This is a genomic window from Phaeodactylibacter xiamenensis (assembly GCF_000759025.1).
Lineage (GTDB): Bacteria > Bacteroidota > Bacteroidia > Chitinophagales > Saprospiraceae > Phaeodactylibacter > Phaeodactylibacter xiamenensis.
On sequence record NZ_JPOS01000006.1, the window covers coordinates 15,498 to 27,272 of the forward strand.

At 51.1% G+C, this 11,775-nt stretch carries 15 protein-coding genes; 6 read left to right on the forward strand and 9 right to left on the reverse strand.

Annotated features, from left to right (window positions below):
* Positions 1–53: 53 nt before the first annotated feature.
* Positions 54–1,643, reverse strand: coding sequence for a PspC domain-containing protein (locus tag IX84_RS02270; RefSeq protein ID WP_044216238.1), 1,590 nt, complete (start codon positions 1,641–1,643; stop codon positions 54–56).
* Positions 1,636–1,998, reverse strand: a complete 363-nt coding sequence (locus tag IX84_RS02275) for a PadR family transcriptional regulator (RefSeq protein ID WP_044216239.1) — start codon at positions 1,996–1,998, stop codon at positions 1,636–1,638. The genes IX84_RS02270 and IX84_RS02275 overlap by 8 nt, the downstream gene beginning before the upstream one ends.
* A 204-nt stretch (positions 1,999–2,202) precedes the next feature.
* Here IX84_RS02275 and IX84_RS02280 point away from each other — a divergent pair, with 204 nt between their 5' ends.
* From IX84_RS02280 to IX84_RS02290, 3 genes are all read left to right on the forward strand, one after another.
* Positions 2,203–3,336 carry a T9SS type A sorting domain-containing protein gene (locus IX84_RS02280; protein WP_044216240.1) on the forward strand — a complete coding sequence of 378 codons (1,134 nt, stop codon included), beginning with the start codon at positions 2,203–2,205 and terminating at the stop codon, positions 3,334–3,336.
* A gap of 79 nt (positions 3,337–3,415) precedes the next feature.
* The gene (locus IX84_RS02285; RefSeq protein WP_044216241.1) at positions 3,416–3,913 is read left to right on the forward strand and encodes a hypothetical protein; all 498 of its coding nucleotides are present in this window, start codon (positions 3,416–3,418) and stop codon (positions 3,911–3,913) included.
* An 8-nt stretch (positions 3,914–3,921) separates the two neighbouring features.
* Entirely contained in the window at positions 3,922–4,836 is a 915-nt protein-coding gene (locus IX84_RS02290) for a Ppx/GppA phosphatase family protein (protein WP_044216242.1), read from the forward strand.
* Between the two features lie 5 nt (positions 4,837–4,841).
* Here the strand turns inward: IX84_RS02290 and IX84_RS02295 are convergent, their stop codons facing one another.
* Positions 4,842–5,807, reverse strand: a complete 966-nt coding sequence (locus IX84_RS02295) for a D-2-hydroxyacid dehydrogenase (RefSeq protein ID WP_044216243.1) — start codon at positions 5,805–5,807, stop codon at positions 4,842–4,844.
* 320 nt (positions 5,808–6,127) lie between these two features.
* Entirely contained in the window at positions 6,128–6,598 is a 471-nt protein-coding gene (locus tag IX84_RS02300; RefSeq protein WP_044216244.1) for a hypothetical protein, read from the reverse strand.
* A 248-nt stretch (positions 6,599–6,846) separates the two neighbouring features.
* Between IX84_RS02300 and IX84_RS02305 the strand changes: the two genes are divergently transcribed.
* On the forward strand, positions 6,847–7,440 hold the full coding sequence (locus IX84_RS02305) for a CvpA family protein (protein WP_044216245.1): 594 nt from the start codon (positions 6,847–6,849) through the stop codon (positions 7,438–7,440).
* Here the strand turns inward: IX84_RS02305 and IX84_RS02310 are convergent.
* The 5 genes from IX84_RS02310 to IX84_RS02330 form a co-directional block, all read right to left on the reverse strand.
* Positions 7,437–8,255 (reverse strand): mechanosensitive ion channel family protein, encoded by an 819-nt coding sequence (locus IX84_RS02310; protein WP_044216246.1) that lies wholly within the window; start codon positions 8,253–8,255, stop codon positions 7,437–7,439. The two genes, IX84_RS02305 and IX84_RS02310, sit on opposite strands and share 4 nt — an antisense overlap.
* Positions 8,256–8,317: 62 nt before the next feature.
* Positions 8,318–8,707 carry a hypothetical protein gene (locus IX84_RS02315; RefSeq protein WP_044216248.1) on the reverse strand — a complete coding sequence of 130 codons (390 nt, stop codon included), beginning with the start codon at positions 8,705–8,707 and terminating at the stop codon, positions 8,318–8,320.
* 50 nt (positions 8,708–8,757) lie between these two features.
* Entirely contained in the window at positions 8,758–9,504 is a 747-nt protein-coding gene (locus IX84_RS02320; protein ID WP_044216250.1) for a tetratricopeptide repeat protein, read from the reverse strand.
* A 149-nt stretch (positions 9,505–9,653) separates the two neighbouring features.
* Complete coding sequence (locus IX84_RS02325; RefSeq protein WP_044216251.1) at positions 9,654–10,160, reverse strand: hypothetical protein; 507 nt, start codon at positions 10,158–10,160, stop codon at positions 9,654–9,656.
* 33 nt (positions 10,161–10,193) lie between these two features.
* Positions 10,194–10,580 carry a ribonuclease P protein component gene (locus IX84_RS02330; RefSeq protein ID WP_160213627.1) on the reverse strand — a complete coding sequence of 129 codons (387 nt, stop codon included), beginning with the start codon at positions 10,578–10,580 and terminating at the stop codon, positions 10,194–10,196.
* Positions 10,581–10,740: 160 nt separating this feature from the next.
* Between IX84_RS02330 and IX84_RS02335 the strand changes: the two genes are divergently transcribed.
* A complete protein-coding gene (locus tag IX84_RS02335) occupies positions 10,741–10,983 on the forward strand; it encodes a DUF3276 family protein (RefSeq protein ID WP_052515699.1) in 243 nt (80 codons plus the stop codon).
* Positions 10,984–11,071: 88 nt separating this feature from the next.
* The gene (gene radC, locus IX84_RS02340) at positions 11,072–11,770 is read left to right on the forward strand and encodes a RadC family protein (protein WP_044216254.1); all 699 of its coding nucleotides are present in this window, start codon (positions 11,072–11,074) and stop codon (positions 11,768–11,770) included.
* Positions 11,771–11,775 lie beyond the last annotated feature (5 nt).

The window sequence follows — 11,775 nt, forward strand, 5'->3', positions numbered from 1 at the left end:
CATCCCTTCACGGGGCAATGGGTACTCGGTTTCAGTCGGGTGACTTATATTTGTTATTCTTCTGTGCAATCCAGGCACTGCAGCCCCGCTTCGGTCATTTGCCAGGTGCTGCCGGGGTTGTCGTAGATGCGGGGGCGATAGTTCTCTTTGTCCGCATCGTCGATGTAGAAGCGGGTTTCCCCATCAAAGCGGATGAATTTGCCCACCGGTATTTCCAGGATAGCCCGCACGCCCTGCACGCGCCACTTCGTACCGCGCGAAATTTTGAAATAAGTCGGTACGGTAAGCGCATCAGCCGTTACCCGCTCCTGGTAGTTGATGGCAGCAGCGAGTTCTTCGGCCATCGCCAGGTTAGTGCCGCGGGACTCCAGCCGCTCTTCGAGCACAAAGCCTTCGCTCTCGCCCTTCCGGATTTCAATGTCCACATTATCGCTGATCAGGGCATCGTGGTAAAAGAAAAGTTCGCCATCAATATTGAATTCATCATTGCCCGGCACCGCTTCATCAATCCGGAAATTGAGGGTATCGGTGGTGATAGCAGTGAGCTCAACTCGGCGGTCCAGGTGAGCCTCGTTGCTGAAATCACGCGCCATAAAGGCCATGACCCCGAAAAAGCTAACAATATTCAGCACCCAGAATGCGGTAAGCCCGATTTGCCAGGGCCGGCTCATACGGGTTCCGTACAAGGTGCGCACTATGGAAAGCCCGGCACTAAGGAGCACCACACCGATAATCATCAGGATGTTGAAGGCGCCCAGCATCGTCACCATAGGCCACTCCGGCGCAAAGTAATCCACATAAGGCCAGAAGAAGACGCCGCCAGTAAACATGGCGATCCAGGAAGCCAGCAAACCCAGTGCAATCAGCGCACCAAACAGGATAAGCAAAGGCTTCCAAAGGTTACTGATCAACTTAATCAGTATGGCTACAACTTTACCAATGAAAGAGACGATTTGCCGTAAAACCTCACCTAGCGTTCCACCACCGGTTGCGCCTTTTTTTTTACCGCCAAACTCATTGCCAAATTCAGAGACCTTACTGGAGATATGCTCAATCTCTTCCTCTATGATGCGGCCGATATTGGAAACATTGATCGGTTCTCCGCGCATGGCGAGGCGGTCGCTGGCCGTTTCCGCTTTTGGCAAAATGGCCCAGAGGATAATATAAGCTGGTATGCCAAAACCTCCTGAAATAGTCACAACGATGAAGACCAGCCGGATCCAAAGCGGGTCACTGATACCAAAGTAGGCGGCGATACCAGAACACACCCCACCGATTACTTCATCCTCGGGATTGCGGAACAGGCGGCGCCCGGTCCGGTAATCATGCGTACGGCGGTGCGCCCGCTCGGAGCCTTCTTCTGACAGGGTTTCATCGATAGGCTCTGCGCCGAAGTCTTCGGGCGTGCCCATGATGACTATAGCATCCCTGACATCCTTCAGCGTGACAATCTGCCGTTGCCCCATGCCTTCCTGAAAAAGCTCTGCCATGCGGGCTTCGATATCCTGAGTGATTTCTTCGTACCCGTCAGATTGCCTGAAGTGGGCGTGTATGGTATCGAGGTACCGGGTAAGGTGTTCGAGGGCATCCTCATCAATAGTAAATGGTACACCGCCCAGGTTGATTTGCTGTACCTTATTCATCGTGGTTGAAGTTTTGCGTGGAATGATCGACCGCCTGCACCAGGGAGCCCCAGGTCTGCAGTAATTCGGCAAGGAATGTACGGCCGGTTTCGGTAATGGAGTAGTATTTGCGGGGCGGGCCCATATTGGACTCCCGCCAGTTGTACTCCAGCAGCCCCTGATCTTTCAGGCGGCTGAGCAGCGGATAGAGTGTCCCCTCCACGACGATGAGTTCTGAGGCTTTGAGCTCGGCGATGATGTCAGAAGGATACGCTTCCTTCTTCGCTGCGATCGCCAGTACGCAAAGCTCCAGAACGCCACGCCGCATCTGCCGGACCAGCTGCTGTCGGGTTTTATTCAGATCTTTAGCTTTCATGTCCACAAATATACAACCTAACCAAGTACCATGCAATACAAGGTACCTGCCAACACCTAGTATCTTCTATGAACGACTACTGCTTATCGATGAAATAAATAGCCCTTTCCGACCGGGCGGCCAAAAATCAGGGCCGGCGGCCGCTTTCGGCGTATTGCTTTAATGCTTACCTTTGCAGTTCCGGACCACTAAGAAATCATCCTTATGAAGCATTCTGTACTATCCACTATACTTGCTGTTTTTAGTTGTATTGGACTGGCCGCACAGCCCGTCATACAAAACGGCACCTTTCCACAGGTTGGGGATTCCCTGCGTGTCTCTGTGGACAACCTTCCCTCCGGCATTGACCTGGAGGACGCTGCGGCTAACCAAAGCTGGAATTTCACCACGCTGCAATCCGCTTTTGTCAACACCACTCCTGTAGTGACGGTGCAGCAGGCGGATGGCTACTTTGGCTTCCCCGGAGCAGACTATGCGGTGGTGGGAGATAATGCCAACTTTTTCTACCGGACCACCGCCGGTAAAGTGGAACTGCTGGGCTTTTACGGAGAAGACCCTGCTGGGCTGGGCATAGAAGGCATTTTCCGCTACGAGCCCCCCCTCATTGAACGGCGGGCACCTCTACAGTACCTGGATGTCAATACGTCAGGCACCAATATCAGCTTTGCTTTCTCTGCCGATGATTTGCCGGATCAGATAACGGACTTACTGCCCATTTCTCCGGATTCCATTCGTATACGCCTTAATTCCGAGCGCACCGAAGAAGCAGATGCCTGGGGTACTTTGACCATTCCCGGAGGCATCTATGATGTACTGCGTGAGAAGCGGACAGAAGAACAGCAGATCCGCCTGGATGCCAAGATTGGTTTCTTCAACTGGTTTGACATTACGGATATTGCGCTTGAATTACTACAGCTGGAAGCGCTTGAGCCCCGCACCACGATCAGCTATCGCTTCTTCAGCAATGAAGCGGTAGAGCCTATTGCTGAAGTACAAACGCTAAACGAAGGAGCCACCATTAGCAGCGTCACTTATAAGGCGGGAACGACCTCCAGCCTGCGCCCGGTAGAAACCGCTCTGCCTGGCGTCTACGCCTACCCCAACCCGGCGATTGTGAATGTCCGTTTTGAGTTTGCCAACCTGCCAGCCGACAACTACACTGTGAGTATCTTCAACATTCTGGGTGTGAAGGAATGGTCCCGGCGTTATTACGTAGACGGCGGGCGCACGGAGAAAGTGGATATTTCTGCATTGCGCAAAGGCACCTATTTTTACAGCATCGCGGATAGCCGCGGCAAGACACTTGTTACAAAACGGCTAATCGTTGTACGCCCCTAGACTTTAGCCTTTTTGTATACTTTTGCCCCACCCTGAAATACCTCCGGGGCAGAGAAGCAACTTGAAACCAACAAAGCTTATGAATAAATACCTTTTTATAAGTTTACTGCTGACAAGCCTGCTTTACAGCTGCGGCAGCGATACCGCAAGTGAAACAGATTCCGCTACAGCGAACACTACTCCGCCTCCTGCCGAAACCACTCCGGCGCCTACCTACCCCAGCATACCCGCTGATACGATCAGAGCGCTTTACAATGAGTGCGACTACATCGATTATGTGTTCTATTACACCAATTTTAGCGTTAGCCAAAAGGAGCAACGGGATATTCAAACGGCGATCACCTATATCGCTTCGGAAACCCCGCAAATCAACACCAACTGCCAGCCGGTTGGGCGGGTGTTCTATCAGGTGAATGGTGAAAACCGTTTAGAAGCCGACCTGTATTTCAACCCCAATCAGGGCTGTATCTATTACCTCTTTTTCCAGGATGGGAAGCCCGCTTATGCCAACCGCATTATGCCTGCCGGGATCGATTTTTATACCAAAATATTCCAAAGCGCGCAATCGGCGCAGTAAACCCGCTTATGGCCCAGGAACAGTATGCCGTTATTGACCTCGGCACCAACACTTTCCACCTGCTCATCGCGCAGCCTGGTACCCGTACACCCATAAAGGAAGTTTACCGGGAGCGCCAGTTTGTACAGCTGGCAGAAGAGGGGATTGCTACAATTGGCGCTGCCCCTTACCAACGGGCGCTGCAGACCCTCCACCACTTCCGTGCCGTACTGGATCAGCATCAGGTCCCCGTTGAGCAGGTCAAAGCCTTTGGTACTGCTGCGCTGCGCACAGCCAGCAACGGGCCGGACCTGGTTCAAAAAATAAAAACAACCACCGGCATTACCGTCACTACGATCAGTGGGGATGAGGAAGCCAGGCTGATCCACAAAGGCGTTCAGCTGGCAGTGCCTGATGTGGAGGACCGCCTTTTGATCATGGATATCGGTGGAGGCAGTGTAGAGTTCATTATTGCCGAGCAGGACCGCATACTGTGGGCGCAAAGCTTCCCTATTGGTGTGGCTGTCCTGTACCGCGATTTTCACCGGAGTGAACCGATCAGCTCTTCCGAGCGCGAGCAGCTATGCTCCTTTTTGCAGGTAAAACTTCAGCCGCTACGCACTCATTTGTCTGAGTGGCCTACCCCTTTCCTCGTGGGGGCCTCCGGCACTTTTGATGTACTGGAACAGTTTGTGGGGCAACGCCCGGAGACCGGCTACAGCAGCCGGGTTTCAAAGGGGGCGGTTCAGCCCTTTTACGAGCAGGTAACTGGTATGACTCTGGAAGAACGTTATGCCCTGCCGGGGATGCCTAAAGCCCGCGCTGCCATGCTCAGCGTTGCGCTCATCTTGGTAGATGAGGTAATAAAAATGGCGAATACAGAGGAAATTATTATCTCTGCATTCGCCATGAAGGAGGGGATGCTCAGTGAACTAATGCAATAGCAACCTTACTTATCATCTCCAAAGAAGGCCAGAATTTTATCCGCCAGCTCCAGCCCGATATTGGCCCGTGCTTCCAGGGTGGAAGCGCCGATGTGAGGGGAGCAGGAAATTTTAGGGTGTTCCATCAGTTCCTGCCGGGGCATGGGCTCATTTTCATAAACATCAAGGCCGGCACCGCTTAGTTTGCCACTGTTGAGTGCATCAAGCAGGGCATCTTCATCAATAGCACCGCCGCGTGCGGTATTGATGAGCACGGCTCCGTCCTTCATCTGGGCAATTTCCTCTGCGCCGATGATTGCCTTACCGCCTTTGAAAGGCACATGGATGGTGAGGTAGTCTGAGTTAGCCAGCACTTCCTCCCACTCGTAGGTATCAAGGCGGACAGAAAGACGGACATTGCCGGAGTTGTAAACATTAATGCCGATATCGGCTTCATCTACAACAAGGTCCACTGGCATAACCTTCATGCCCAGCCCGACTCCAATACGTGCCACTTCCCGGCCAATCCGGCCAAAGCCGACGATTCCAAGCGTGCGGTTATTCAGTTGCAGGCCGTGGGAACAAGCCTCTTTCATTTCCTTAAATTCACTGCCTCCACGCTGCTTCATTTCCCGGTGTGCCAAATGCAGGTTGCGGCTAATGGAAAACATATGTGCGAAAACCAGTTCTGCGACAGACTTGGAAGAAGCCGCAGGAGTGTCCATAACAGTAATGCCTTTCTCACGGGCATATTCTACATCTATGTTGCTCAGTCCAACCCCTGCCCGAGCAATAATTTTGAGATTCGGGCACTGATCGATGAGGGCCTGCCGGATTTCCGTAGCACTACGCACAATCACAACATCGTAGTCAGGCATCACGTTTGGCAATTGATCGGCTTCTACTTTTTTGACGTCCACCGTGTAGCCGGCTTCATGCAATAGAGTTATGCCATCCTGGTGCAGCCCATCCGTAGCCAATATCTTTACCATGTATTTTCAACATTTAGGTGATTGAAATAGGGTTGTTACCTAAGGGGATCCACGCTGATGAAAGCATAGGCCCCATTGAAACCAAAACCACCCGAAAACGGGGGTGGTTTTGGACACCCCGCCCGGGTTTAGAATACACCGAATAATAGGTCTTTTTAGGGAAAACAACTAGTGTTTGCCCTAAATTCTGCCTTACAGCATCCAATCTGCTAAGGCTATTGGGCAATTTTAACCACAGCAGCACCCTCTCCGGCGCCGGAGAGGGTGCTGCAAGAAGTATTTTTGCTGATTCCTTGAGGCACCACGCAACGGGAGCCCGGTTAATTATCGACCTTTTCGCTGTAGATGGGGAAGTTCGCCCCGGTATAATGGCTGAATTTTTTTCCGGAGGTTACCGGAAAGGAGTACTTTTTCATAAAGGTTTTGAGGACGGCTGCCAGTTCAAGCTCATCCACATTACGGCTGTCCGGGCGCAACAGGTAGCCCAAATGGTCAATACTGCCATCGGTATTCCAGAAGGCATGCAACCAGATTTTCACGCCTTTAAGGTCAATATCCAGTTTGTCGGCATGCTTTTGCAGTTCCTGCATCATGGACATCCAATGGTTAAAAGCGTTTTGTGTGTCATAATTAGCTACTTCAAGGAGTGTTTGCTGGTATTCCTGTTTGGCAACTTCGTACCCTTCTTCATTTTGCCCTAAGCGGAACACCGCTGGCAAATCAGCAGATTGCGCCGTGGCTGCAGCAACCCAAAGAGAGGATACCAGGAGAAATGAGCATAGCAATTTCATACGGTAAGTAATTTTTTGGCGCCCCGTCAAACCGGAACTCCATTTGTTTAAGTTTTTGAATTATGATTACTTTGAGACATAAGTGTAAAGTTAGCAATATATAACAGTCGAAAGGCTTTTCAACCTGTTAAAATCACTTCAGCACCTTCCCTCTGACCGGGCATCAGGCGCAGTATTTTATCGATTTTGGCAGGGTTGTGGTCTAAAAAACAGGCACGCAAACCAGATAATGCCTTTATTTGCAGCTTATGGTAATTGATGTCATATTCGCGGTATTTGCCCTTTGGGGGTTTTACCTTGGGTTTTCCCGGGGTATCATCAAAACGGTCTTTACGATCCTTTCGGTCGTATTTGGCCTGATGATCGCATTCCGTTTCGGGCCGGATATGACGAAGTTCCTGGAGTCTGCCGTTAATGACAACGCGCTGATGTTCCTGGCTGGTTTTCTGCTCACTTTTGTGCTGACGATGGTCATCATCCGCCTGTTTGCCAGTTTTCTGGAAGGCGCCCTCGAGTCTGCCAATATCAATTTTATCAATCAGGCGGTTGGGGGTGTTGTCATGGCCGGGCTTATGGTATTACTGTACAGTGTGCTCCTTTGGTTTGGTGACCGTTCCCACCTCATCAATGAGGATGCCAAGCAGGAATCCATGACCTACACTTACCTTGAGGAGTATCCGGAAGTCGTTTGGTATTACGGTGGAAAAGCCAAGCCTATTTTAGAAGATTTCTGGGACCACTCTGTGGATTTCATGGACCGGCTGGAAGACGCCAAAGTGCAGCGGGAAGAAAGCGACCCGGTCATTTATGACTTGCCAGACGAGGACGAACCAAGGCGTTAAGAGCCAATCTTCCCCATTTCCACCCCTTCGGAGTAAGCTACGCTGATATTGTGGCTGTGAAATGCAGCTTTGATCCGGCGGTAAACCTCAAACTTAACTTCCCAAAAATCATCCGGCACCACATACGGCCGTACGGCCACGACAATACTATGGCTGTCGTATGCTTCAATGCCTACCTCCGGCGCGGGGTCTTCCAGCACTTTCGGTATGGATAGCAACTGCTCCATGATAATCTGTTCCACCCGCGGGAAGCTCTCGCTGTACGGCATCGTCACACTCAGCTCAATACGGATGTAGCCCTTTCGGGAGTAATTGGTCACAATATTGTCCACCACCTGCGCATTGGGGATGATGAGGGTTTTGCGGCCCGGCGTCACCATGAGCGTATTGAAAATCTGGATTTCCTCTACCTTCCCGAATTTGTCGTCCACCTCAATCCAGTCTGCTACTTTATAAGGTTTAAACAGCAGGATGATAATGCCCGCCGCGAAGTTGGACAGGCTTCCCTGCAGCGCCAGTCCTACAGCAAAACCAGCCGCTGCAAGAACAGCAAGGAAGGAAGCCAGTTCCACTCCTATTAGGCCAGCAGCCGAAAACACAATCAGTACTTTCAGGGAAACACCCGCGAGTGAAGTCAGGAAAGGGATCAGGCTTTTACTCAGGCCAGCCTTTTCCATAGCCAGTGCGAGGCCTTTTGTCATACGGTTGACCAGCTTGAAGCCGATCCAAAGCACCAGGCCCGCCAGTGCAACTTTGGGCAGGTAGCCAATGAGCAGGCGCCCGCCTTCTTCCAAATAAGCAGCAATCTTTTCCATAGGAGCTCAAATTAAAGCCCCAAAAATAGTTGTGCGATTTGGAAAATCAGTATTCCCGGCAACTAATCTTCCTTAAATTCTATGGAAATGGATTCGGGCACTGTATCGCCACTGATTTGCACCAGATAAGTGTAAGCGCCGCTGTCATAGGCAGTCGCCCCCACGTAGTCAATAGGCTGAAGAACCAAGGTATCTCCCTCCACAATGGCTTCCAGGTAGGCGTAACTGTAAATAAAATCGAAGGGAAGATAGGCTGTGGTTGCCCCCGGAGCGATGTTTTCAAACACCTGACTACCACCACCTCCGGGGATCACTTTCAAGGCTGTAATGACAAAATCACTGATATTGGTGATGCGCAAGGCGGCACCATCGTGCCCTGGCAGCACGCTGTCTTCCGATGTATCGCAGGCTGTGATGGTTGCCAAAAGGGCGAACGCTAGCACTTTTTTCATCTTCAGGTTCTTTTACTGGCAAAGAAGAAAGATAAAAAAAATCAGGACTGCTACTTCAGTTTGGACAACATTTCCCGTGCATTGGCATTATCGGGGTTAATTTCCAGAGAGCGCTGATAACATTCTCTGGCTTTAGCTTCCAGCCCGTTTTGGTAGTAGGCCTCTGCCAGGCTGTCGAAGGCATTGGCGGAACCGGGGTGTTGCTCTGCATTGTAGGCCATTACCTGCAGTGCCTCTTCCTTATGCCCTTCACTCAGGAAAAAGTACCCGATTTGATTGACTTCCCATTCTCCAAGGTAAGCCTCTCCGGAATCGACGAGGTCATTAAAATGCTTAATGGCAGCTTTGGCACCTTCCTGCTGCAGGGTTTCCCGTACAACACGGGCGCCATCGGGCAAAGATGGCAGCAACTCAAGCAATTCCATCTCCCAGGTCACTTCTGTTCCGGGAAGGTTGAGGGCTTTTTTGGTCCGCATCGCTTTTTCGAAATCCTTTATCGGGATGTGGAACCGGTACTTACCCCCTTCGCGCATCACCGAAAAGGCTTGCTGAAGCTCAGGAGAAAGAGCGGAAATACGCTGATAATCCGGCACTCCAATCTGATAGGTGGAAACGAGCACCTGCCCGTTGGAAGCAAGGAGCTGATTATGCGTCAGTGCTCCGTGCCCGGAGGTCAGAGCAGGGCCACTGCCCGGTTTAAGTTCGTCATATACCCAGCCGTTGGGCGTTTGTTGCTGGGCATGCAGCCCAAGGCTCAGGAAAAAAAACAGGCATAGGGGGGATAGCCAATTCTTCATCGTGTTGCTTTTTGGTGTTGGTTCTGAAAATGACTGGATTTGCCAGACATATTATAAATTTTCCTATAAAAATAGACTAATTATACAGCCTTCGCCATTTTTTGTTCAACTTTAACATACAGAACCCCACAAAAGACTTTTATTCAATGTTAGGCACGTGGATCTACACTGAAGCGCAAATCCAGCAAACGCAAGCGGTAGCGCCTGCCTATACGTACTTTCCTGTACCGCACTAATTTGGCAAGGGCATACCCCAATCCCGCAGAAATGACTGTGACAGCAGCATCCCTTCCACTGTAACTTGTTTCGGGGTTGCCATCGGTAGCATAACCCAAAAGTGCGAACCCCGACCAGGAGCCTCCGAATATCATAAGTGATGTACCCACTGCTTTTCCCCATCCCCGGGCAAAGCGCAACTCCGCGATATCATGAACATTCACATACCGGTCGCCAAAAACGATCAGGCTGTCTTCTACCCTGATGTCTTCAATATAGCCTTCTCTGAAGGACTCCTCTCCTGCCAGCCGGTAGTCAATGACGGACCCAATGTGGATTTTCTCCGTTTTCGGGCTTCCGTATTTCTCAATCTGCAGTACCTTCTGTGCGGACAGGGCACCGGTGGAGCAGAGTATTAACATCAGGGTAAACAGACGCATATCAAAGAGTTCAGTTTATCAAAAGAACATTTATCAGGCACTTGGGTTGGCTGGCCGCTGTTTTTTAAGAAACCGCCGGATCATAATCTGAACGGACTGCTCAATATGTGCGAAAGGTAAAGGCTCCCGGGCCACGTAGAGCAGTACGAAGTCATAACCTGCCGTATCTGATGGCAGCTTTTGATAGAGCCGGTGCTTGTTGAGCCGCCAGGCTTCCCTGACCTGCCGCCGGATGCGGTTGCGGTCCGTGGCTTTAGGGAATTTGCGCTTAGGCACACTAACGGTCACACGGACCGGCAATTCGCCTCTTTCCTCGCTTTCGCGAAAAATCAGGCGCACGGGGTACTGTGCAAAAGAGGGCGACTTTCCGGAAAACAGCCGTTCAATGGCTTTTCGGCTCTTGAGTCGCTCGGCTTTCAAAAATTTTTTTTTCGGTTTCATTGCCTGTAATTACTGGGTTTTTCCGGGTTTATTAAAATTTTTTTTCGCTCCGGTTATGGAATTTGTGCCTTTCTCCGACAAATAAGTAGAAGCCCTGCTGAAACGGGCTGCATTTTTCACCCATTAAACCAAACCACTTATGGAAAAGCAAGTATTATTTACGGAAACTGTCAAGGGCGCAAGCCGTACCTACTTCTTCGACCTGAAGGAATCCAGCAATGGCAACCCTTACCTCTCGATTACAGAAACTTCCCGGAATCAGGAGGGAGAATTCCAGCGCCACCGTACCCTGGTGTTCGAAAAAGACTTCGAGAAGTTCGCTTCTGCCGTAGCCAATACCATGAAGGCTTACGCCGGTCTGGAAAAGGCTGAAACGGCCTAAACAAGCGAGCTCTCTAACGCGAAAAACGCTGTTAACACTTAGTGCCCTGCTTCCTATTTTTGAAGCAGGGCCATCAAAAACACCCCAAATGACTTACCCTCCTCAAAACCTATCGATCAAAAGCTGGGCGGAAGCGGACCGCCCTCGCGAAAAATTGCTGCATCAGGGCAAATCAGCGCTGTCTGATGCTGAATTACTTGCCATTCTCATTGGCTCAGGTACCCGGGAAGACTCCGCCGTTAACCTTGCTAAAAAGGTACTAAAGTCCGTTGGCCACAACCTCAATGACCTGGGGCGCCGCAGTATTGCCGAGCTATGTACCTTCAGAGGCATTGGCGAAGCAAAAGCCGTTACAATCGCTGCCGCCCTGGAACTCGGCCGCCGCCGACAGCTTTCGCGTATTGCGGATAAGCCGCAGGTAAACTGCAGCCGCGATGCGTTTGATGCCATTGCCCCGATTCTGGTCGATTTGCAGCATGAAGAATTCTGGATCCTTAACCTCAACCGGGCCAACCGGGTCATGGGCCGCAGCCGCATCAGCACCGGTGGCATGGCAGGCACGGTGGTGGATGCCAAAATTCTGTTTCGCAAAGCGCTTCATGCGGAGGCCAGTGCCATCATCCTTTGCCACAATCACCCCTCTGGCAACCTGTTCCCCAGCCAGGCCGATCTGGACCTCACTAAAAAATTAGTAAAGGCCGGAAGGGCGGTAGATATCCCAGTATTGGACCACCTTATTGTTTCGGAACGCGGCTACTACAGCTTTGCTGATGAAGGTAAACTCTAACCCGC